Source organism: Arthrobacter sp. UYEF36, assembly GCF_040547025.1.
Taxonomy (GTDB): Bacteria; Actinomycetota; Actinomycetes; order Actinomycetales; family Micrococcaceae; genus Arthrobacter.
Genome location: NZ_JBEPOX010000015.1, coordinates 59,415 through 81,092 on the forward strand (window position 1 = coordinate 59,415; position 21,678 = coordinate 81,092).

The 21,678-nt window shown below is 64.2% G+C and carries 19 protein-coding genes; 16 read left to right on the forward strand and 3 right to left on the reverse strand.

The window, feature by feature from the left end; genetic code table 11:
• Positions 1–289: 289 nt before the first annotated feature.
• The 3 genes from ABIB29_RS18600 to ABIB29_RS18610 are packed head-to-tail and all read right to left on the reverse strand — an operon-like array spanning position 290 to position 3,016.
• Complete coding sequence (locus ABIB29_RS18600; RefSeq protein WP_354174347.1) at positions 290–1,033, reverse strand: amino acid ABC transporter ATP-binding protein; 744 nt, start codon at positions 1,031–1,033, stop codon at positions 290–292.
• Positions 1,034–1,041: 8 nt separating this feature from the next.
• On the reverse strand, positions 1,042–2,142 hold the full coding sequence (locus ABIB29_RS18605; protein WP_354174349.1) for an amino acid ABC transporter permease: 1,101 nt from the start codon (positions 2,140–2,142) through the stop codon (positions 1,042–1,044).
• A 4-nt stretch (positions 2,143–2,146) separates the two neighbouring features.
• Entirely contained in the window at positions 2,147–3,016 is an 870-nt protein-coding gene (locus ABIB29_RS18610; RefSeq protein ID WP_354174350.1) for an ABC transporter substrate-binding protein, read from the reverse strand.
• Positions 3,017–3,172: 156 nt separating this feature from the next.
• Between ABIB29_RS18610 and ABIB29_RS18615 the strand changes: the two genes are divergently transcribed.
• The 16 genes from ABIB29_RS18615 (at position 3,173) to ABIB29_RS18690 (ending at position 21,675) form a co-directional block, all read left to right on the forward strand.
• On the forward strand, positions 3,173–3,799 hold the full coding sequence (locus ABIB29_RS18615) for a TetR/AcrR family transcriptional regulator (protein WP_354174352.1): 627 nt from the start codon (positions 3,173–3,175) through the stop codon (positions 3,797–3,799).
• A 71-nt stretch (positions 3,800–3,870) separates the two neighbouring features.
• Positions 3,871–5,082 carry a Glu/Leu/Phe/Val dehydrogenase dimerization domain-containing protein gene (locus ABIB29_RS18620; protein ID WP_354174353.1) on the forward strand — a complete coding sequence of 404 codons (1,212 nt, stop codon included), beginning with the start codon at positions 3,871–3,873 and terminating at the stop codon, positions 5,080–5,082.
• Between the two features lie 526 nt (positions 5,083–5,608).
• On the forward strand, positions 5,609–6,523 hold the full coding sequence (locus ABIB29_RS18625; protein ID WP_354174355.1) for a DMT family transporter: 915 nt from the start codon (positions 5,609–5,611) through the stop codon (positions 6,521–6,523).
• Positions 6,524–6,587: 64 nt separating this feature from the next.
• Positions 6,588–7,637 carry an IS1595 family transposase gene (locus ABIB29_RS18630; protein WP_502915653.1) on the forward strand — a complete coding sequence of 350 codons (1,050 nt, stop codon included), beginning with the start codon at positions 6,588–6,590 and terminating at the stop codon, positions 7,635–7,637.
• A gap of 41 nt (positions 7,638–7,678) precedes the next feature.
• Complete coding sequence (locus tag ABIB29_RS18635; RefSeq protein ID WP_354174356.1) at positions 7,679–8,767, forward strand: IS630 family transposase; 1,089 nt, start codon at positions 7,679–7,681, stop codon at positions 8,765–8,767.
• A 315-nt stretch (positions 8,768–9,082) separates the two neighbouring features.
• Positions 9,083–9,676: a TetR/AcrR family transcriptional regulator gene (locus tag ABIB29_RS18640; protein ID WP_354174358.1), complete on the forward strand. Its 594-nt coding sequence runs from the start codon at positions 9,083–9,085 to the stop codon at positions 9,674–9,676.
• A gap of 93 nt (positions 9,677–9,769) precedes the next feature.
• Positions 9,770–10,831, forward strand: a complete 1,062-nt coding sequence (locus ABIB29_RS18645; RefSeq protein ID WP_354174360.1) for an ABC transporter substrate-binding protein — start codon at positions 9,770–9,772, stop codon at positions 10,829–10,831.
• Positions 10,828–11,736 carry an ABC transporter permease gene (locus tag ABIB29_RS18650; protein ID WP_354174362.1) on the forward strand — a complete coding sequence of 303 codons (909 nt, stop codon included), beginning with the start codon at positions 10,828–10,830 and terminating at the stop codon, positions 11,734–11,736. The genes ABIB29_RS18645 and ABIB29_RS18650 overlap by 4 nt, the downstream gene beginning before the upstream one ends.
• On the forward strand, positions 11,733–12,557 hold the full coding sequence (locus ABIB29_RS18655; RefSeq protein ID WP_354174364.1) for an ABC transporter permease: 825 nt from the start codon (positions 11,733–11,735) through the stop codon (positions 12,555–12,557). Before ABIB29_RS18650 ends, ABIB29_RS18655 begins: the two co-directional genes overlap by 4 nt.
• A 1-nt stretch (position 12,558) precedes the next feature.
• Positions 12,559–13,653: an ABC transporter ATP-binding protein gene (locus tag ABIB29_RS18660; protein WP_354174366.1), complete on the forward strand. Its 1,095-nt coding sequence runs from the start codon at positions 12,559–12,561 to the stop codon at positions 13,651–13,653.
• Complete coding sequence (locus ABIB29_RS18665) at positions 13,631–15,691, forward strand: acetate--CoA ligase family protein (RefSeq protein ID WP_354174368.1); 2,061 nt, start codon at positions 13,631–13,633, stop codon at positions 15,689–15,691. Before ABIB29_RS18660 ends, ABIB29_RS18665 begins: the two co-directional genes overlap by 23 nt.
• Before the next feature lie 11 nt (positions 15,692–15,702).
• Positions 15,703–16,509: an SDR family oxidoreductase gene (locus ABIB29_RS18670; RefSeq protein WP_354174369.1), complete on the forward strand. Its 807-nt coding sequence runs from the start codon at positions 15,703–15,705 to the stop codon at positions 16,507–16,509.
• Positions 16,506–18,107 (forward strand): thiamine pyrophosphate-binding protein, encoded by a 1,602-nt coding sequence (locus ABIB29_RS18675; protein WP_354174371.1) that lies wholly within the window; start codon positions 16,506–16,508, stop codon positions 18,105–18,107. Before ABIB29_RS18670 ends, ABIB29_RS18675 begins: the two co-directional genes overlap by 4 nt.
• Positions 18,104–19,513, forward strand: coding sequence for an aldehyde dehydrogenase family protein (locus tag ABIB29_RS18680; RefSeq protein WP_354174373.1), 1,410 nt, complete (start codon positions 18,104–18,106; stop codon positions 19,511–19,513). Before ABIB29_RS18675 ends, ABIB29_RS18680 begins: the two co-directional genes overlap by 4 nt.
• Complete coding sequence (locus ABIB29_RS18685) at positions 19,510–20,475, forward strand: C-terminal binding protein (RefSeq protein WP_354174375.1); 966 nt, start codon at positions 19,510–19,512, stop codon at positions 20,473–20,475. Before ABIB29_RS18680 ends, ABIB29_RS18685 begins: the two co-directional genes overlap by 4 nt.
• Positions 20,476–20,517: 42 nt before the next feature.
• On the forward strand, positions 20,518–21,675 hold the full coding sequence (locus ABIB29_RS18690; RefSeq protein WP_354174376.1) for an acyl-CoA dehydrogenase family protein: 1,158 nt from the start codon (positions 20,518–20,520) through the stop codon (positions 21,673–21,675).
• Positions 21,676–21,678 lie beyond the last annotated feature (3 nt).

Consider the following 21,678-nt stretch of genomic DNA (forward strand, 5'->3'; position numbering starts at 1 on the left):
ATGCGGTACAGAGAGCTATCGCCAGGGCACCTGCGCCCGCTGCTCACTACGGGACGACCTGACCGTGCTGCTGCGCGGCGAAGGAGAACCTCTCCTGAGCCCTGCAGCACCCTCTGGGATGATCACTCCGACTGCTCCGGCGGCGCATCCTGATCGAACCGGCTGCGGTCGCGGCCGTTGCCAGGCTCGCCCTCGGCTCCGGTCGCCGACGATCCGGGCGACTATCGATGAAGCCCTCACCGTCCAACACCCCGAGCCGCCTGCGCACGGCATCGGTGAATTCAGCGGCTCAGAGCCTGCCGGCCGTGAGTACGCGGCTAAGGAATTGCTGGGTACGTGCTTCCTGGGGGTTCTCGAAGATCTCTTCGGCGGTTCCGCGTTCCAGGATTTTTCCCTTGTGAAGGAAGCAGACCTGTGAAGCGATCTCGCGTGCGAAGCCCATCTCGTGGGTGGCCAGCAACATGGTCAATCCATTGGTTGCGAGCTCCCGGATGATTTCGAGGACGTCGCCTACTAGCTCTGGATCAAGTGCTGCCGTGATTTCGTCGAGGAGCAGCACTTGGGGGTCCATGGCCAGTGCCCTGACAATGGCCACGCGTTGCTGCTGCCCGCCGGACAAGGCATCGGGATAGAACCCCGCCTTGTCCCGGAGGCCGATCTTCTCCAGCAACTCCATCGCGCGTTCCTCGGCGGCCGCTTTGGGGATACCGCCAATCATGGTGGGGGCGAGCGTGATGTTGTTCAGTACTGACATGTGCGGAAAGAGGTTGTAGGACTGGAAGACGATTCCTACGTTCCGTCGCAAGGTGTTGAGATCGACGCCGAGGCCCGTCACTTGGTCACCGCCCACCAGGATCTCGCCGGAGCTGATGGTCTCAAGGGCGTTGATGCAGCGCAACAGGGTGGATTTTCCCGAGCCGGAAGCCCCGATGAGGCAGACCACCTCGTGCTTGGCGACCTCAAGTGATACCCCCTGGAGGATCGGCGTCTGGCCGTAGGACTTATGGAGGTCACGGATCTGTAGAAATGTCATGGCGGTTCCTAATTTGATCCTGCTCGAAGCCGAGCCTGATCCTTTTCGACCATCCGGTCCACAAAACGGGACTGCGGGATAGTGACCAGTACGAAGATGATGGCGACCACGGCGACCGGTGACAGGTTGAAGACCGACGATGCCACCAACCGGGATTGTGTGAAGGCATCGATGACGCCCATGACGCCGATGAGGGCCGTGTCCTTCTGCAGTCCAATGAAATCGTTCAGCAAGGGCGGAATGACGCGGCGCACGGCCTGCGGGACGATGACCTTGCGGAGTGTCATGGTGTAGGACAGTCCCAGTGACCGGGCGGCAGCCCATTGGCTGGGGTGGATGGACTCGAGCCCGGCGCGATACACCTCAGCGACGTAGGCCCCGTAGGTGAGGGTCAAGGCGAAGATGGCTAGCCAGATGGGCGGCAGGTCTTTGAACACGGGCACCTTCGCCAGCGACAAACCGAATCCGACCAAGTAGAGGACGATGATTCCGGGGATTGCCCGAAACGTGTCCGTGTAGAGAATGGCGATCACACGCAGCGGCCGGCCAGCCCTTCCCGGAAGCATCCGCATGATGGCGATGACGAGGCCCAGGACCAGGACCAGCACTTCGGCGCCGATGGCCACCTGGACATTTACGGCGAAGGCCTTCACGACGTCGTTCCAGGCCTGAATGATGAAGGAACCGCGAAGGAAGGTGCGCGCAATGGCGCCGTCGTTTGTGACGACAAAGCCCACCAGACCTGCCAGCACGAACACGGCCGCAGAATAGCCCATGCTGGTCAAGGCAGCTTCGCGGCCGAGCGCCGCTGTGTGTCGGGCCTCGACAATGCGGCCCTGGCGGACCAGCGAGTTCCGGCGCTGCACAGCCAGGCAGGCCCGGACCGTTGGAAGGACCGGCAGCCACGCCGCTACGTTGCCCGCGATGACGAGAACCGTGGTGGGCGCTCCGTAGGAACCGTAGAGTGCCTGCACGCCCCTGAGTGAAAAGTAGGAGCACGCCGCCGCAACGAATACGACGAGGATTGCCGTGGCTGCCAGGGGCAGGACGGTTGGCGGAGCAGAGAACGTTGGCTGGGCGTCTTCCCGGACGGTGTCCCGTGTAGTCATCAGCTCACTCATGGGCCGCGAACACCGGAACCTTTGCAGGGTCGCCTCCAAGGGTCGGGCCTAGCCAGTTGGCCGACAGCTTCTCGAGCGAGCCGTCAGCATTCATTGCAGCGATTGCGGCGTCCATTGCTGCGGCATTGGGGGACCCCTTGGGGTAGATGGCACCGTACTGCTCGCCGGTCTTGTACTGTCCGACTACTTCAAGGGCACCGGATGATCCCTTGGCGAAACCGAGCATGATCGCCGTGTCCTGAATGGCGGCGTCGATCTGCCCCGAGGCCACGGCAGTCACCATGGTGTCGGTCTCCTGAAAGACCCGGGCAGGAGTGGATGGCTGGGCCTTATCCTTGACAAAGTCAACGGAGGTCGTGCCTAGTGCGACACCCAACTTCTTTGACGCGATGTTGGACGCGTTCACGTCGGAGCCCTTTCGGACCAAAACGGCAACGTTGGAGTCGAAGTAGGGCTTGGAGAACTGGACCACTTTTTCCCGCTCAGGCGTGATGGAAACCTGGGCCATGGCGATGTCGTAGTCCTTGGTCTGGCCCGCGACCAGCGCATCAAACGAGGCATTCATCACTTTGAGCTTGGACAGACCTGCCCGGTGGGCGATGTTGGCGGCGAGGCAGTATTCATAGCCGCCGTCGACGGCTTCGGGCGAGGTGCCCTTCCACCAGCCGGGAGATGGCAGGTTTGTCTCAACCGTGAGCGTGTCCGGCGTGGCCGGGTTGATTGAAATCGAGCCTTTCTCGCCATAAACCTCGCAGCTGCCGAACTCGTTGGCCTTAGCGGTGCTGGCACCGCCGCAAGCAGACAAGGTCAGACTCGCCGCTGCAGCCGCTGCTGCAGTGGCTACAAGCCGGGATCTAGCCATGGTTTCGCTTCCGTTCTGTTGCCGACAGGGGAACCCCGTACTGAATCGCCATACAGGGAATAGCTAGACTGTGCCGTGCCTCACACGGCATGTCAACCATTGCCCAAATGTTTCTCCTTCCGAATATTGGATGGGCGTGACGCTAGAGTGCGTCACATGAAGAGATTGAGCGCCCAAGCGCGCCGGGTGGAAGTCCTCGGGGAAACGCTGACGCAAATCCGCGAAAAAGGCATGACGGCGGTACGGATTACGGATGTGGCCAGTGCAATGGATGTCAGTCCGGCGCTGATCATCTACCACTTTGAAACCAAGGAAAATCTCCTGATCGAAGCCCTGAGGCACGCCGCAGAGCGGGATCTGCTGAAACTTCATCGGATCATGCGGGAAGACACGTCGCCCACGTCCCGGTTGATGGCGGCTCTGGAATGGTATGCCCCTACGGGCCAGGCCAGGGGCTGGCAGATCTGGGTGGATGGCTGGTCGGCCGCCATGCGGGACGCGACGCTTTCGAAAGTTCTCTCTGATCTCCAGGATCAGTGGACCGACGTCATCGCCAGGGTCATTGAGGAAGGTGTGGCCGACGGCGTCTTCCGGGTCGATGATGCCCGTGATGCCGCCACCAGGATCACTTCGCTCCTCGATGGCCTTGCGGTCCGAATGGTGGTTCACAAGAAGGAGTTTAAGCGTGAGGTGTTGCGCGCCTGGCTTGCCCGTCACGTGGCCTGGGAGCTAAGCGTCAGGGAAGGTGATCTCCTGCCATACTCTGCGGCGAACCGCTCTTGACAAGCTCCTGGATCTCAATACAGACTGACTCATCATTCAGTAAGAGTTGCAGAGAACCCAGGAGTCGAGCTATGACGATCGCAGTCGAGGAGAAGCCCACGCTGACCACGCAGCCACCCCTGCTTGAGGTGACGTGGACCGATCCTGTGAGCGGATGCCGGGGCTTTCTCGTCATTGACCGCCTTGTCCGCGGAGTCTGCAGCGGCGGTCTCCGGATGCGCAAAGGCTGCACTCTCGACGAGGTCCGCGGCCTGGCCGCCGGCATGACCTTGAAGGAAAGCCTCCACTACCAGCCGGGCAGCCGATATGTGCCCCTCGGTGGAGCCAAGGGTGGCATCGATTGTGACCCTCACGACCCAGCAATGCGCGGTGTTCTGACACGCTATATCCAGGGAGTCAGCGCCATGCTGGAGTCGCACTGGACCATGGGCGAGGATCTCGGGCTTCAGCAGAAACTCATTGACGACGTCATCGCCGAGCTCGGTCTGCAAAGTTCGATCCAGGCGGTTTACCCGCTTCTTGAAGACCGGAAAGACGCCATCGAGCGCCTGGACAAGGCCTCCCGGATCGATGTCTCCGGCGTCGGGCTCAGCGAGCTCGTGGGCGGACTTGGTGTCGCGCAGTCGGTGCTGACGGCCCTTGGCGAACTAGACCGGCCGGTCGCCGGAACGCGGGTGGTTATCCAGGGCTTCGGTTCAATGGGTGGGGCAACTGCCCGCTACCTGGCCCAGACCGGGATGCTGGTCGTCGGCATCGCCGATGCCAACGGAGTCATCGTCAACCCGGCAGGACTGGACGTCGAGACCCTGCTGAGGTCGCGGAATTCGTTCGGGGAGATCAATCGTTCCAGCCTGCGGTCTGAAGACGCCGAGCTGCCCAACGACCGTTGGCTTGCGGTTGAGACGGATGTGCTGGTTCCGGCCGCGATCTCCTACTGCATCACCGCGGACAACCAGCACCAGATCACGGCGTCGCTGATCGTGGAAGCTGCAAACATGCCGGTGCTGCCGGAGGCCGAAGCACTCCTGGCCGCCCGGGGGACCCAGGTTGTACCGGACTTCGTCTCCAACTCGGCAACCAACGCCTGGTGGTGGTGGACGCTGTTTGGCGATATCGCCGCCGACGCCGATCAGTCAGAGGCCAAGATTCGCTCCGAGATGAGGCGCATCGTCACCGACATGTTCGCCCGTGCAGCGCAAAGCGGCAGCACCCTTCGCGAGGCGGCCCTGGCGTTTACCGCCGACCAGCTGCAGGCAATCGAGACCCGATTCGGCCAGTCATGACCGGGGAAAGGACCCGGCCGATGAACTACCTCCGGGCAGGACGCCACTGGAACTGATTGACCATCAGTGGCCGTTAAATAAACTGCTCAGAGACGCAGTGGACAGGCAATCTGACCGGCTCGTGGCGGAATATCTGGATGGTTCGACGACCTCACCGTCCTCACCCAGCAATCTGCTCTTCTCGCCCGGACGAATTCAAAGCGGCAAATTTGTCGGTGCCGGTCGAAAAGTGAGCCACGGGGACGGCGCGGACATTCCGGGAGCTTTAGTTGCTGGGCGGCTGCTGCTGATTTTTCTCCGTGTGGCGGGCACGGCGCTGGTGAGTGGCTGGGAGCCTTGCCCGGCGAGACCGGGCAGTCGTGATGTACGTTATTAACGCGTCAGTCAAATACCTGTTGCTCCAGGACGCACGGGGTCAAGCGATCGGAAGTGCGTGTTGCTCAGTGACGAATCAGTGCACACCGGAGGCGCTAAACGCGATCCCGCAGAAAGGTCGGTTCCGCGGCCTGCTAAAGCTGTGGTCGGTGTGGGACTGGTGCTCCTGTCCGCACTGGCATTCGGCAGCACTCCGGCCTTTGTGCGCCTTGCATACAGCGCCCAAATCAACGGTGTCTCCTTGGTCGCCTTCCGCTGCCTGATTGCCGCCGCCGTGCTGTGGATCTTATCCCGCACGCTCGGTGAGGGGACCGTCCGTCGCCGCTCGGCCCTGCGTTTGGTGGCCATCGGGGCCGTCTTGTTCGGTCCGCAGATGTGGTCCTATTTCGCGGCCCTCCATCTCCTCGATACGTCCGTCACCGTCGCGGTCGTTTACGTGTACCCCGCGATCGTGGCAGTTCTCGTGGCTTTCCGACTGCGCAAGCTGCCCCGGCGTGCCGAACTTATATTGCTGCTACTCGCTCTGGGTGGCATCGCGATGATCGCCCTGTTCAACGGGGCCGCCCTTGATTCGACGACGGGAATGCTGCTGGCAGGGCTCACGGCCGTCGGCTACGCGATCTATGTGGTCGTGGCGGACACGGCCGTGCGTGATGTGCCTCCAAATACGGCAGCGAGCCTCGTCCTGGTCGGCGCCGGAGCTTCAAGTGTGTTGGCCGCACTTGTGACACAGCAGCTGGAGCTTCCCACCAGCCCGGCGGGCTGGAGCTACATTGCCCTGCACGGCCTCATCATCGTGCCGATCGGCTTAGCCTCGTACTACGCAGGCCTGAAGCGTCTGGGCGCTGCCCGGACGTCCGTGGTGGACACGTCCCAGCCGGCGATTGCCGCCGGCATCGGCGTCGCTGCCTTGGGCGAACAGCTGGCATTTTTTCAGATCGTCGGAATCGTCGCGGTCATGGTCGCGGTGCTCGGCCTGCCCATCATGGCCGCGGCACAGGCAGCACCTAGAGGATGGCCAGCCTCGCCTCGGGTGGCAGATCCTAGTGGTATGTCTCCAAAATAGTCAATGAGTTTCCTGTTAAACTGGGGTCAGGGGTATTCAGCTGACCGGACTAGACTGATGACTCATGAGTGTCCTGCAGCCTCGGGCCGGTGTTCATTACCCGGGGTCGACTGGGGAGTTCCGATCGTGGTTCGGGACCGATGCGGACTGCCTGGACTACCTGGAATGGTTGCGCTGGCCTAAGGGCTTCGTGTGTCCGCGTTGCGGTCACCATGGCGGCTGGCTGGTCGCGGACGGTCGGTACAAGTGCGCCGCGTGCAGCGGTCGTACGTCGGTGACGGCGGGGACGTTGTTCGACCGCCGGCGTACGCCGCTGACGGTCTGGTTCGAGGCGTGCTGGCTGTTCGCGTCCGGCAAGGACGGGATGTCCGCGCTGAGTCTGCAACGCTCGCTTGAGATCGGCTCGTATCCGACCGCGTGGGCGATGCTGCATCGGTTGCGCACGGTGCTGGTGCGGACAGGCCGTGATCGGTTGACCGGCACGGTCGAGGTCGACGAGACCTACGTCGGCGGCGAGGAGCCTGGCCTGCGGGGCGGACGCGCCAAGGGCAGGAAGGCCCTGGTAGGCATTGCAGTTGAAGTCAAAGAACCGCGGGGGCTCGGAAGGTGCCGGATGCAGATCCTGTCCGATGGGTCGGCCGCCACACTGCACTCCTTCGTGACCGCACACGTCGAACCAGGGACGCGGGTGATCACCGACGGATGGACGAGCTACCGGGGCATCGACAAACTGGGCTACATTCATGAACCACGCAGCCAGCGCGCCGCTCGCCTTCGTGGCGAGGACATCGGTGGGCTGCTGCCCGGCGTCCATCGCGTCGCGTCGTTGGCCAAGCGCTGGTTACTGGGCACCCATCAGGGATCGGTCAACGAGGCGCACTTGCAGAGCTACCTCAACGAGTTTGTGTTCCGTTTCAACCGGGGCCGCTCGCGCAGTCGCGGCATGCTCTTCTTCCGGGTGCTCGAGCTGTCCATCGCTCACGCCCCCGTGCGCTACCGCGACCTGGTTGCCGATCCTCAGCCCAAGCAAGTCCCACCCAGGCCACCAGCCGGAGGAGGTCATCCCCCGACCATGGACCGGCCCCGCGCGAACCGGCCATGGAGAGACCTCTGACCTGCGAAGGTCCGGTCAGCTGAATACCCCTAACTGGGGTTATGTCGAATTCTGCTCCGTCCCTGGCGTTGACCGATGACCAGCGCGCCGTGTTGGAGGTGCTGTCGAAGTCGCAGACGGCGTCCCATCGTGAGGTGCAGCGTGCGCAGGTGCTGCTGATGGCCGCCGAGGGGCTGGCCAACGAGTGGATCGCGCGGGTGGCCGGGGTGGCGCCGGGGACGGTGCGCGCCTGGCGTGCCCGGTTCGCCGAGGAGGGCCTGGCGAAGCTGGGGAAGGTGCGCAAGGGGCGGGGCCGCAAGCCGGTCATTCCGCAGTCGACGATCGATGAGATCGTTGATCTGACGCGGAATTCCAGGCCCGATGGGCAGACGCACTGGTCGGTGCGGACCATGGCGAAAAGGTCCGGGGTGTCCCCGGCGCAGGTGCAGCGGATCTGGGCGGCCCGCGGGCTGAAGCCGCACCGGGTGGAGGCGTTCAAGCTCTCCACCGATCCGAGGTTCGAGGAGAAACTCATCGACGTGGTCGGCCTGTACCTGAATCCGCCCGAGCAGGCGATCGTGTTGTGCATGGACGAGAAGTCCTCCATCCAGGCACTGGACCGGACCCAGCCCTCGCTGCCGATGAAGAAGGGCCGCGGGGAAACGATGACCCACGGCTCCTTGCGCAACGGCACCACGACCCTGTTCGCCGCCCTGGACGTTGCCACCGGCAAGGTCATCGGCTCCTGCCTGCCCAAGCACCGGCACAACGAGTTCCTTCGCTTCCTCAAAACAGTCGAGAAGAACGTCCCGGCCGGGCTGGCCGTACACGTCATCCTCGACAACTACGCCACCCACAAACACGCCAACGTCAAAGCCTGGCTGGACGGGCATCCCCGGTTCCACCTGCATTTCACCCCCACCTCCTCGTCCTGGCTGAACCTGGTCGAACGGTGGTTCCGCGAACTCACCGACAAGGCGCTACGGCGCGGCGCCTTCCACTCCGTACCTGATCTGATCGCGGCGATCGAGGACTACCTCGCCGCCCACGACGACCACCCCAGGCCCCTCGTCTGGACCGCGACCGCCGACAGCATCCTTGCAAAGGGCGCCCGCGGACGTGTCGCACTCGAAGCCGTCAAACAAAACTGAGACAGACCACTAGTAGCGTGGGTCACGTCGATCGGTGAGTTGGAAGGCGCCGGTATTCTCCGATCGCCGGATGAACAGCTGCCGCAGCGTCCTCTGGCCTTGTAGTTTCCTAGTGTGAACTGCACGGGGAGGAATACGCTGTCGTTCCCATAGGACGTGGCCTTCGTTGGGAGCATGTCGGCACGGCGGTCTTGAGCTAAAGACTTTTCCGAATCCGCCCCGTTTCACGCGTCGTGCCTTGAAATAGACCACGAAAGCCCATAACTGACGCTAGAGTCAGATAACAATCTTCCTCCTCCCGAAAGGCGTTGGCTCATGGCTCGCCCCAGTGCTGTTGCCGAACGTCGCCACGAAATTCTCGATGCGACGTGCCAGGTCCTGTCCGAGCGCGGCTTCCGAGAACTCCGAATTGCGGACGTGGCTAAAATCGCTGGCTACAGTACCGGCACCGTGCATTATTACTTCGATTCGAAGGAGGAACTCGTACGGGAAGCGTTCCGTTTCCAGTACGAGCAGTCCGTTGGCCGTCGGGAACGGGACCTCGATCCCGGTGATGACCCGGTGGCACGGCTGCGTAAACTGGCCGACGGTTATCTGCCAAGCTCCGCTGCCACGATCAGGTCGTGGAGGGTCTGGCTTGAGCTATGGGTGTCCGCCCTCGGCGACGCGTCCCTGCCGGCCATCAACAACCACTACTACGGCGACTGGCGGCAAGCCGTTCTCGACGCGGCAGAAGCCGGCAAGGATCAGGGGCTGCTCAATATCAAGGACCCGGTGGCGTTCGCCGATGCCTATGTAGGAATGCTGGACGGTCTGGCGATCCAGGTGCTGATCCACTCCGAACACATGACGGCAGATCGCATGCGGGCCACGTGCAAGGCGTTTATCGATAACTTCGTCACCATGTGACGAGGGCAGGAAGAAAACCTTGACAATCGTTATGAGGTCCGTCACAGTCTTATTAATAACTGACGGATTAGTTAAAGATTGGGGCTTGACCACATGACGATCAATAAGAACGTGGCGATAGCAGGGGCTGCCGCCCTAGCGCTCTCGCTTTCAGCGTGCGGCGGCGGGGGCTCGGCCAGTGAAGCCAAGTCGCTGACCGTTACGATGTGGGGCGGGCAGGCACAGACCGCGCATGTCAACAGTTACTTCACGCCCTGGGCGGAGGCGCAGGGCATCAGGATCCAGCAGGACTCCCCCACGGATTACGCAAAGATCAAAGCCCAGGTCAAGGCCAAAAAAGTCAGCTGGGGCGTGGTTGAAGTCGAACCGAACTTCGCGAACACGGCCTGCGAGGAAGGTTTGCTGGAGAAGCTTCCGCAACGCGTCCTCGATGCAGCGAAGGCGGCCGGCGTCCCGGAGGCGCAGATGGGTGAATGCGCGATCCCGAATCTGCAGTACACGTTCAACATCGCCTACAACACCAAGACGTTCGCCGGCGGCCATCCGAGCACGTGGGCGGAGTTCTTCGACACGGAAAAGTACCCGGCCAAGCGCGGCTTCTGGAAGTACGCGACGGGCGGAATCTTCGAAGCTGCTCTGCTGGCCGACGGGGTCCCGGCGGATAAGCTCTACCCGCTCGACCTGCCGCGCGCCTTCAAGAAGCTTGACACGATCAAGAAGAACATAGTCTGGTACGACACCGGTGACCAGCAAACCCAGCTGGTGGCCAGCGGCGAGGCACCGCTGGTCCAGGCATGGAACGGACGGATCACTAAGGCGGCATCCGAAGGCCAGCCCGTGGCTAACGACTACGGGCAGAACCTCATCTCCTATGATCAGGTTGTTATTCCCAAGGGCTATGCGAACGCCGAGCTGGCCCAGGACTGGATGGTGTGGTTCCTGGGCAACCAGCAGGCACAGGCCGACGACGCCGTATCCTCCGGCTATGGACCCGTTTCGCCGAGCGCGATCGAGCTGGTGCACGCCAAGGACCGCCAGGACCTTGCCGGCAGCCCCGCCGTTGCCAAGGAGTCGGCCGGCCTGATCGACTACTCCTACTGGGCGAAAAATTACGACTCGGTCACCGAGCAGTTCAACAGCTGGATCGCACAGTGACCGCTGCCGCAGACACTAAAGGGGGTCTGCGGCAGCAGTCCGACTCCCGCCTGAGATCCTGGATCGCGCGGTATACGCGGATCGACGGGTGGGGAGCGCTGGTTCTGCCGCTGTTCCTCTTCCTGGTGCTGGTCTTCCTTCTTCCGCTTGTGGCCATGTTCATGGAAAGCTTCACCGATCCCACGCTGGGCCTGGAAAACTACCGCGCGATCTTCGCCGAATCTATCTATTTGAAGGTTCTGGCCAATACGTTCTACATCTCCGCGGTCGTGACGGTCGTGACGCTGCTGCTGGCCTACCCGTATGCGTATCTGATGACGATCGCGAAGCCGGCCTGGCGCACGGTCATGCTGGTGCTGGTACTGGTGCCGTTCTGGACCAGTATCCTGGTCCGCAGCTTCGCCCTGGTGCTTCTGCTCCGGGACACCGGAGTGCTCAACACCATGGCCCAGGATGTCGGTCTCCTCAATGACCCGATCATCATGATCCGTACCATGAACGGCGTGGTCTTCGGCATGGTCCAGATCGCGCTCCCTTTTGCGGTCCTTCCGATCTACGCCACCATGCGCACCATCGACCGGCGCCTGCTGCAGGCCGCCGAGGGGCTCGGCGACCGGCCCTCCGGAGCATTCCGGCGGATCTTCGTCCCACTGAGCATGCCCGGCGTCGCTGCCGCCGTGCTGCTCACGTTCATCCAGGGGCTGGGTTACTACATTACGCCGGCGCTGCTCGGCGGACCCCAGAACACGATGATCGGCGAGCTCATAGTCCAGCAGGTCAGCACGGTTCTTCGCGTCGGCTTCGCCGCTGCCCTCGCCATGTTGCTGTTGACCACAACCATCATCCTGCTCGCCATTGCCAGCAGATTCATTGATTTCGAGAAGCACCTGATGGGACGCTCATGACCAGGATTCTGACCCGCGCAGGACTGGTCCTGCTCACTGTCCTGATCGGTATTTACCTTCTGCTGCCGGTACTGGTCGTCGTGCCGATGTCCCTTTCCAACAGCTCGTTCCTGACGTTCCCTCCCGGGGAGTTGTCCCTACGGTGGTACCATCGGCTGACGCAGGATCCGATCTGGGCCGAGTCCGCCCTCTCCAGCCTCAGGATCGCGCTCCTATCCGCAGCGGCAGCTGTAATCCTGGGTACCTTGGCGGCCCTTGCCCTGGTGCGCGGGAAGATCCCGTTCCGCAACACCGTCACCGCGATACTGCTGGCACCGCTGATCGTCCCGTACGTGATCGTCGGACTGGCCGTCTACATCGCCTTCCTGGGCCTGGGACTCACAGAGACGACGCTCGGCTTCGTACTTGTGCACACTTGCCTGGGCGTCCCCTACGTGATGATCAACGTTGCTTCGGGCCTGGTCACCGTCGACAGGCGCCTCGAGATGGCGGCGATGAATCTTGGGGCGGGACCTGTCTCAACGTTCTTCCGGATTACGCTTCCGCTGATCTTGCCCAGTGTCCTGGCCGGGGCGTTGTTCGCCTTCATTACCAGCTGGGACGAAGTTGTGACCGCGATCTTCCTGTCCGGCCCCGCCCTCACGACGCTACCGGTCCAGATGTGGTCCGGCATCAGGGTACAGATCGATCCGACGGTCGCCGCCATCTCCAGTCTCGCTCTTCTCACCATCGTCACCACGTTCCTCCTCATAGGCCTGGGACGGCTGACCCGAAAAATGATCCGCAGCCGAGCGGTCGACACTACGAATGCAGGGATGTGACATGACTCAGTCGCCATTACCGGAGCGCACCACCGCCGGTGCCCCGATACGTATTGCGGGAATCAGCAAGGACTACGGAGATACGACGGTGCTCGACGCTGTCAATCTCGACATCCGCGCCGGGGAGTTCCTGACGCTGCTCGGCGCCAGCGGATCCGGAAAGTCGACCCTGCTCAATATCCTCGCAGGCTTCATCAAGCCGAATGCGGGCAGGGTGGAAGTCGACGGCGTCGATATGTCCAAGCTGCCTCCTCACAAACGCGGCCTGGGCATGGTCTTCCAGCACTATGCGCTGTTCCCCCACATGACGGTCGCCGAGAACGTGGCCTTCCCGCTCAGGCGCCAGCGGGTCGCCAAGGCCGAGATTCCCGCGCGGGTCGCTGAAGCCCTCGAGATGGTTGAGCTGGGCCGCATGGGTGAGCGCAAGCCCACCGAGCTTTCCGGCGGCCAGCAGCAGCGCGTCGCCTTGGCACGTGCCATCGTGTTCCGCCCCCGCGTCCTGCTGATGGACGAACCGCTCGGCGCCCTCGACAAGATGCTGCGCGAACAGCTGCAACTCGAGATCCGCCGGCTTCACAAGGACATAGGCATCACGATCGTCTTCGTCACGCATGATCAGGACGAAGCCCTCACCATGTCCGACCGCATCGCCCTGTTGCGCGAAGGCGAGATAGTCCAGCTGGGCACCCCTACCGAGCTCTATGACGAGCCGAACTGCCGTTATGCCGCCGAATTCGTCGGAATCTCCAACATTTTCCGCGGCTCCGTGAGGGGCGCAGCCTTCATCGACGAGAGTCATGCCCGCGAGTACCGGCTCCCCTCCGGCCACCGGGCTGAAGGAACGTCCTTGCTGGTCCGGCCCGAGCGTCTGCGCGTCGCCGCAGCTGGGGCCGTCATTCCGGCTGAATACGATCACATACCTGCCACTGTGGAGGACTGCATCTATCTCGGCAGCAGCCGTACCGTGCAGGCCCGCACTGCCTCGGGCAAGCTGTTGATTGTCCGCACCGATGTCCCCCGCTCCGCCGACGGTGTGCATATCGGGGCGCAGGTCCAGATGCATTGGGGGGTCGATGATGCGCGCGTCCTCGCTTGATCCGTTCCGCAACCCGGCATCCGTTGCGGTGGTCGGCGCCTCCGATGACCAGTCGAAATGGGGTTACTGGCTTGCGCAAGGCGCCCTAAGCGGAAAACACCGCCGCCCGGTCTACCTGGTCAACAGCTCGGCCCAAACGGTACAAGGAGAGCCCGCTTTCCCAAATGTTTCTGCTCTGCCCGAAGCTCCTGAGCTGCTGGTCCTCTGCGTTCCGCCGCGGTTCGTCGAAGGCGTCGTGGTGGAGGCGCTTGCCAAGGGTGTCAAGGCGTTCCTTGGCATCACCGCTGGCGTCCCCAACGAAGCCCACCTCGGCGAGCTGATCCGTGCCGCGGGTGCCCGCATCATCGGCCCCAACAGCCTTGGACTTTATGACGGTTCCGCGGAACTGCAGCTCGCCTGGGGCCACTTTACGGCCGGAGGGCTGGCCATCGTGTCCCAGAGCGGGCAACTGGGCTCGGAGATCGCCAATCTCAGCGCCCGCGCCGGGCTGGGTGTCTCGCGTTTCATTTCGGTGGGCAATCAGCTCGACGTCAATGCTGCGGAACTGCTCGATGACCTGATTGACCACGATGCGACACGGTTGATCGCCCTCTACCTCGAGAGCTTTGCCGACGGTGCACAGCTGGTGAGGACGCTGCGCGCCCTCGCCGAAGCAGGTAAACGGACCATCCTCCTGACCACAGGTGCCAGCGAAGGAAGCCAGCGGCTCGCCAGGTCACACACCGGTTCACTCACTTCTGCGCAGGACACCGTCGACGCGGCGTGCCGCGCGGCCGGTGCCATCCGCGTCTCCACACCGACCGAGCTGGTCAACGTGGCCCGCTATCTGAGCGTGGCCCCCACGCCAAGCGGGCGGCGCGTCGCCGTCGTCAGCGATAGCGGGGGCCAGGGCGGCATCGCCGCCGACGTCGCCGCCGCCTGCGGTCTGTCCACCCCGGTGTTCTCGGCGGCGCTGCAGTCGAGCCTCGCCGAGATCCTGCCGGCCGGTGCCGCGGTCTCCAATCCGGTGGACCTGGCCGGTGCCGGTGAAGCCGATCTGAATGCATATGCTGACCTGAGCCGGCACCTCCTGGAGTCCGGTGAGGTCGACGCCGTCGTGCTTTCGGGCTACCTGGGGTGCTACGGAGAAGACAACCCGCCTCTCGAGGCCGCCGAACTCGCCGTGATCGACAGCATGGGCCAGGCCGTCCGGTCCTCACGGCTGCCGCTTATCGTGCACAGCATGAGCGTCGGATCACGCGCCGTCAGCCGGATGTGGGAACACGGGATCCCGGCGTTTGCCGGCATCGAATTCGCCCTGAAGACGGTAGCCCAGGCAGCCCACCTGACTGACTGGCCGGGCCGGGACATCACAGCCCCGGGCACCGGCACCGGCACTTGGGCCCCTGGTTACTGGGCAGCCCGGGGACTGCTCGCCGATCTGGGTATCGCCGCCCCGGCCGGACGGCTTATCTCGTCCGGGCAGGATCTAGCAGCGGCCGCCGCGGAGTTAAAGTTCCCCGTCGTCCTCAAGGCCGGGTGGCTCGAGCACAAGAGCGAACACGGCGGCGTCAAGCTCGGCCTCGGTTCACTCGAACAGCTGGCCGCCGCCTACCAGGACATGCTCAAGCGCCTCGGTGACGGCGAGTATGTCGTCGAGGAGCAGGACGGGCGGCCCAACGCGGTCGAGGTGCTCGTGGGCGCTCGACAGGACCGGGATTTCGGTCCGTTGATCGCGGTCGGCGCAGGTGGCACCGAGGCGGAACTTCACCGGGACGTCTGCGTGGAGTTGGCACCGGTCGATCACCCCACGGCGCTGAGTATGATCCGACGACTCAAATGCCTCCCGCTGCTCACCGGCTGGCGCGGCAAGCCCGCGACGGACATCGACGCCCTCGCGGCGATCATCACCGCCGTGTCCGCAACCATCGCCGCAAATCCCGGCATCACCGAACTTGAAGTCAACCCGATCCGCGTGGCACCCGAGGGTGCCGTGGCTGTCGATGCACTCGTCGTCACCGCCACCGCCGTGACCGAACTGGCCACAGCTACAGCATGAAGGAGAACACCATGACCGTTCCTGACATCCGCAATGAGTTCGCCGGACGCGTTGCCGTCGTCACCGGCGGCGGTTCAGGCATCGGCCGGGCCATCGCGCACCGGTACGGCGCCGCGGGAGGCAAAGTCATTGTCCTGGGCCGGCGCGAAGAGCCGCTGATGGAGACCGTGGAACAGATCGCCGCCGCGGGCGGATCGGCGGACTTTGTGACCTGTGATGTCCGCGACGCGGCGCTGATGGCCGAAGCGATCGACGCCGTCGTCGACCGCGAGGGGCGAATCGATGCCCTGGTGAACAACGCCGCCGGCAACTTTGTCTCGCCCGGGGAGAATCTCAGCCCTAACGGCTGGAAAGCCGTCATCGACATTGTGCTGAACGGCTCCTTTTATGCGACCCACGCGGCCGCCCAGCACATGCTCGCCGCCGGTTCGGGCTCCATCCTCAACGTCATCGCCACCTACGCCTGGCACGGCCACCCCGGGACGGTCCACAGTGCCGCGGCCAAGGGCGGCATTGTCGCCATGACCCGGACGCTCGCGGTCGAGTGGGCCGCCCGGGGAGTCCGCGTCAACTGCATCGCACCTGGCCCCACCGAGACCGAAGGTGCGGGCAGGGCCTTGTGGGGCACCGCCGCCGCCCGCGCCCGCGTTCAGGGCGGCGTGCCGGCGGGACGATTCGCGAGCCCCGAAGAGATCGCCGAATCGGCCTCCTTCCTGATGAGCGACCGGGCCGATTACATCACCGGCGAAGTCCTCGTGGTCGACGGCGGCCAGTGGCTGGGCAAATCTGTTTACACCGATGGAAAGGAAAACGCATGAGCATCCTCACCGGAGGGGAGGCCCTCGTAGCAGGGCTGGCCGAACACGGCGTGGACACGGTGTTCGGCATTCCTGGAACACACAATCTTTCCGTGTACGCCGCGCTGTCGCGCTACGGCATCACCCACGTCTCGTCGCGTCACGAACAAGGTGCAGGGTATGCCGCGGACGGGTTCGCGCGCTCCACCGGACGTCCCGGCGTCGTCCTGACCACCACCGGACCGGCAATTCTCAATGCCGCCGCAGCCGCCGCTCAGGCCTATTCGGACTCCGTCCCGGTGCTCTTCATTTCCCCAGGCATGCCGCTGCACCACCCGGGGCGAGGCAACGGGCTTCTCCACGAAATCAAGGATCAGGGCACCGCGATGGCTTCGGTGCTGGCCTACAGTCACCGCGTCACGAGCATCGAAGAAATCCCCTTGGCCGTTGCGCAGGCCTTCGCCGCGATGGCTACGGGGCGGCCGCGCCCCGTTCACCTGGAAATCCCGCTGGATCTGCTCGATGAGCGGGCCGACGTCGTCCTGGTCAAGCCCGTCCCGGCAGGAATCCTCACCGCTCCGGCCGACGCGGTGGCTGCGGCCACCGCAGCCCTGGCATGCGCCGAGAAACCGCTCCTCATTGTTGGCGGCGGAGCCTCCCGGGCGGTGGCCCAGGTCAAGGCCATCGCCGAAACCCTCGGCGCGCCCGTGCTCGCCACGACCAACGGTAAGGGCGCCTTTCCCGAAGACCATGCCCTGTCCATCGGTGCGGGTCTGCAGCACCGGGCCGTCCTGGACGCCGTCGCCGACAGTGATTGCGTCCTGGCGATCGGCACCGAGCTTGCTCCCTCCGACTGGTGGATCGGCCTGCCGGATTTCGACGGCAAACTGATCCGGGTGGATGTTGATGCGACGTCGATCAACACCAACGCGGTGCCCACGGTGGGCCTGGTCGGTGACAGCGCTGCCGTGCTCGACGCCCTGCTCGCGGGCCTTGGCGGCCTCACGGCGGCCGGAACCGGACGAGCCGCCGCCTGGCGGGGCAAGTTCCAGGCCGACGCCGAAGCCGAAGGCGGGCCGTGGCTTGAGATTGTAGCGGCGATCGCGGACGCGCTGCCCCGCGACGCCATCGTTGCCGCTGACAGCGCCATGTCCTGCTACTACGGAGCACTGTCCAACCTGCCGCTGTTCCGCCCGAACGCCTTCCTCTACCCAACCGGAGTCGGCACCTTGGGTTACGGCCTGCCGGCAGGCATCGGCGCCAAGGTTGCCAATCCCGATACACCGGTGCTGGTGATGCAGGGCGACGGCGGCATCATGTTCACCATCGCGGAGCTGGCCATGGCCGCCGAACTGGGCATCGCACTGCCGGTCCTCATCGTGGACAACGGCGGCTACGGCGAGATCCGCAACGAGATGGCCGACCGCAATGAACCCGTTCATGCGGTGGCGCTTGGCCATCCGGACTTCGTTGCCTTGGCCGAATCCTTGGGCTGCCACGGGGTCCGGGTGGAGGCGGCCGCGGACCTGCCCGGCGCGATCAAGACCGCCTTCGAAAGCGACCGCCCAACCGTCCTCCACATCCACGAGCAGAGCCGAGCGGCCGGAGACATGCTGTGAACACTTACCGCAATGACGCCCTGATCGGCGGCACCTGGCGCAGTGCCCCGGCGACGGTGGACGTTGAGAACCCAGCCACGGAAGTGAGCATCGGCACGGCCGCCGCCTGTGACGAGGCGATGGCCCACGCCGCCGTCGCCGCCGCCCGAAAGGCGGCCCGCGACTGGGGTCTGATGCCGCCGTCCGAGCGCGCCGCACTCCTGGATGCCCTGGTTCAGGAACTGCGCCACCGGCGCGATGACCTGGTTTCGGTGACGGTGGCCGAGGTCGGTGTCTCCGTGGTCAACGCCCGGGCCTGGCACGTGGACCTGGCGATCGACCTCATCGCTTCGGCGGCCGGCAACGCACGCACCTACCGCTTTGAAGAAGCCGTGGGCAATTCGCTGCTGATCCGCAAGCCCGTGGGAGTCGTCTCCTGCATCACCCCGTGGAACTACCCGCTGTACCAGCTGGCCGCGAAGGTCGGTCCGGCATTGGCCGCCGGCTGCACCGTGGTACTCAAACCTGCCGAACTCACGCCACTGTCCGCGTACCTGTTCGCCGAGGCCACGGTTGCCGCAGGGCTCCCTGAGGGAGTGTTCAACCTCGTCCCTGGCTCAGGAAAAGTGGTCGGCGCGACACTGGTGGCCCACCCCGACGTCGACCTTGTCTCTTTCACCGGATCCACCATGGTGGGCCGGCAGGTCGGAGCCGCAGCCTCGGCGAACCTCAAACGGGTATGCCTGGAACTCGGCGGGAAATCATCGAGTCTGGTCTGTGCGGACGCAGACCTCGCCGAGGCCGTCCGGGCGAGCGTGGACTCGGCGATGCTCAACAGTGGGCAGACGTGCAGCGCATGGACCAGGCTGCTGGTCCCCGCCGACCTGTATGAAGACGCGCTGGTGATCGCCGGTGACCACGCCCGTTCCCTGGTCCTGGGCGATCCGCGGTCAGAGGACACCGATCTCGGCCCGCTGATCAGTGCCAAGCAGCGCGCCGACGTGGTTACCGTCATTGAAGGGGCAATCGCCCGCGGCGCCCGCGTGGTTGCCGGCGGACCCGAACGCCCCGGCGCGTTGGGCCACTTCGTGAGCCCCACGATCCTCGCGGATCTGGACCCTTCCGACCCGGCCAGCCAGTCGGAGATTTTCGGGCCGGTCCTGGTGGTCCACCCCTACGCCACTGAGTCCGAAGCCATCGACATTGCCAATGGCACGCCCTACGGCCTCTCAGGTGCCGTATGGTCCGGCTCCGCCGACCGCGCTCTGGCGATCGCCCGCCTGCTCGACACCGGCCAGGTGGATCTCAACGGCGCCGCCTTCAACCCTGAGGCGCCGTTCGGCGGTTGGAAGGACTCCGGACTCGGGCGTGAGCTTGGGGTCGCCGGCCTGGAGGAATACACCGAACTCACCTCGGTCCAACGATGACGCGCCCTGTTGCCGTCTACACGGACCTGGTGGAAACGGACCCGCAGCCGGGCATTGACGAGCTGGAAGCGGCCGGCTTTGAGGTCCGCGTCGCCGACAGCGTCGACCCGGAGGTCATCACAGCGCTGGCCTCGGACGCCGATGCACTGCTGATCGGCTATTCGCCGATCGACCGTACACTCATCTCCCGGCTGGGCAACCTCAAGATCATCGCGACGCAGTCCGTCGGCTTTGACATGGTCGACGCCCAGGCCGCGGCGGAGCAAGGCATTTGGCTGGCCAACGTCCCGGGGGCAGCAACCGAAGAGGTGGCGACCCATGCGTTCGCCATGGCCATGGCCATGCTGCGCGGATTGCCGTTCCTGGACCGCGCGGTGCGGTCCGGCGTGTGGGACGGAACGCGCGAACGCCTGCGGCGCCCTTCAGAGGTGACCGTCGGAGTCCTGGGCCTGGGCCGCATCGGCAGCAGATTCGCCGCTCTGGCGCGCCCCGTGGTGGGACGGGTGGTCGGCTACGACCCGTTCCAGGCTGGTCCCGACGACATCGAACGGCTTGACCTCAATGAAATTCTGGAAGTGTCCGAGGTCGTCAGCCTGCACTTGCCGTTGACTCAGGGCACTCAGCGGATACTCGACGGCCCGCGGCTGGCGCTTTTGCCCGACGGCGCCTTCATCATCAATGTCTCCCGCGGCGGCCTCATCGACCACGATGCCCTCTTGGAGATGCTTGATACCGGCCGCCTGGGCGGTGCGGGACTCGATGTGCTTCCCCACGAACCGCCGCGGCCCCAGGACAGGATCCTCGGACACCCCCGCGTACTCCTTTCACCCCACGCAGCCTATCTTTCGGCCGCGACCCAGCGGGACTACGTGCTTCACCAGGCCCGAAACGTCATCCGCTGGCACGCCGAGGGAACACCCGACTCACCGGTCAACATTCCGGCACCGTTAACCACTATCTAGTCTCAAACCACCACCGCCACCTCACGAACACAGGAGAACACCATGGCCAATACAGCTACCGAATACTGGCCTCTAAGCGATGAACAGCGCGCTATCGTCGCGCTGTGCAAGCAATTTGCCACCGAGGAGATCCGTCCCCGCGGCCGCGAGGTGGACGAGGCCGACGTCGTCTCACCCGTTGATATCTTCCACAGTGCCGCGAAGATCGGCATCACTGATTTCATGCTCCCCGAGGAATTCGGCGGTGGCGGCTTCAGCGACGTCTTCACCCAGTGTCTGGTTCAGGAGCAGCTGTGCTGGGGAGACCCGGGGATCGGCAACTTCGTGTGCTCCAACGGCTTCTTCGCCGACCCGGTTCTGGCCCTGGGCACCGCCGAACAAAAGGAAAAGTGGCTGCGCCCGCTCGCCGGCCCCAACGCCCCGTTCACCGCCCTCGCCACCACCGAACCCGGCTCCGGGTCCGACTCGGCGTCCATTATCACCCAGGCGAAAAAGGTCGACGGCGGCTACTCCATCAGCGGGCAGAAGACGTGGATCTCCAACGCCGGTCTCGCCGACCAGTATGTGGTCTTTGCCAAGACCGATCCGACCCAGCGCGCCAAGGGCATCACCGCGTTCATGGTCAAGAAGGGCGCCGAGGGCATGACCTTCGGTGAACCCATGAAGAAGATGGGCCAGCGTGCCATCGTCTGCCGCGAGATCTTCTTCGACAACGTGTTCGTCCCCGAAGAGGACCGCCTCGGGGAGGAGGGCCAGGGCTTCTACGGCCTGATGGAAACGTTCGACATCTCCAGGGTGGTTCTCGCCGCTGCGGCTACGGGTGCGGCGCGTGCGGCGTATGAGTACGCCCTTGATTACGCCCGTACCCGCAAGCAGTTCGGTAAGCCGATCATCGAGCACCAGGCCGTGGCCTTCCGCCTGGCCGACATGGCGACCCGCATCGAGTCGGCATGGCTGATGACCCTGCACGCCGCCCGCCAGCTCGACGCCGGCGAAAACGTTAACGGTCTGGCCGCGATGGCCAAACTCCAGGCTTCTGAGACGGCCATGTTCTGCACCTGGGCTGCCGTCCAGACACTGGGCGGCTGGGGCTACTCGCGCGAATATCCGGTGGAGCAGTGGATGCGCGACGTCAAGCTCGAGGAAATCGAAGAGGGCACCTCGGACATCATGCGCCTGGTGATCTCCCGCAACCTGTAGGTG

Excerpts from the sequence above, each read along its gene's own strand:
- ABIB29_RS18600 (WP_354174347.1), bottom strand. The coding sequence starts at position 1,033 with ATGACATTTCTACAGATCCGTGACCTCCATAAGTCCTACGGCCAGACG.
- ABIB29_RS18665 (WP_354174368.1), top strand. The coding sequence starts at position 13,631 with ATGATGCGCGCGTCCTCGCTTGATCCGTTCCGCAACCCGGCATCCGTT.
- ABIB29_RS18685 (WP_354174375.1), top strand. The coding sequence starts at position 19,510 with ATGACGCGCCCTGTTGCCGTCTACACGGACCTGGTGGAAACGGACCCG.
- ABIB29_RS18620 (WP_354174353.1), top strand. The coding sequence starts at position 3,871 with ATGACGATCGCAGTCGAGGAGAAGCCCACGCTGACCACGCAGCCACCC.
- ABIB29_RS18640 (WP_354174358.1), top strand. The coding sequence starts at position 9,083 with ATGGCTCGCCCCAGTGCTGTTGCCGAACGTCGCCACGAAATTCTCGAT.
- ABIB29_RS18645 (WP_354174360.1), top strand. The coding sequence starts at position 9,770 with ATGACGATCAATAAGAACGTGGCGATAGCAGGGGCTGCCGCCCTAGCG.
- ABIB29_RS18610 (WP_354174350.1), bottom strand. The coding sequence starts at position 3,016 with ATGGCTAGATCCCGGCTTGTAGCCACTGCAGCAGCGGCTGCAGCGGCG.
- ABIB29_RS18655 (WP_354174364.1), top strand. The coding sequence starts at position 11,733 with ATGACCAGGATTCTGACCCGCGCAGGACTGGTCCTGCTCACTGTCCTG.
- ABIB29_RS18670 (WP_354174369.1), top strand. The coding sequence starts at position 15,703 with ATGACCGTTCCTGACATCCGCAATGAGTTCGCCGGACGCGTTGCCGTC.
- ABIB29_RS18615 (WP_354174352.1), top strand. The coding sequence starts at position 3,173 with ATGAAGAGATTGAGCGCCCAAGCGCGCCGGGTGGAAGTCCTCGGGGAA.
- ABIB29_RS18690 (WP_354174376.1), top strand. The coding sequence starts at position 20,518 with ATGGCCAATACAGCTACCGAATACTGGCCTCTAAGCGATGAACAGCGC.
- ABIB29_RS18605 (WP_354174349.1), bottom strand. The coding sequence starts at position 2,142 with ATGACTACACGGGACACCGTCCGGGAAGACGCCCAGCCAACGTTCTCT.
- ABIB29_RS18635 (WP_354174356.1), top strand. The coding sequence starts at position 7,679 with ATGTCGAATTCTGCTCCGTCCCTGGCGTTGACCGATGACCAGCGCGCC.
- ABIB29_RS18660 (WP_354174366.1), top strand. The coding sequence starts at position 12,559 with ATGACTCAGTCGCCATTACCGGAGCGCACCACCGCCGGTGCCCCGATA.
- ABIB29_RS18630 (WP_502915653.1), top strand. The coding sequence starts at position 6,588 with ATGAGTGTCCTGCAGCCTCGGGCCGGTGTTCATTACCCGGGGTCGACT.
- ABIB29_RS18675 (WP_354174371.1), top strand. The coding sequence starts at position 16,506 with ATGAGCATCCTCACCGGAGGGGAGGCCCTCGTAGCAGGGCTGGCCGAA.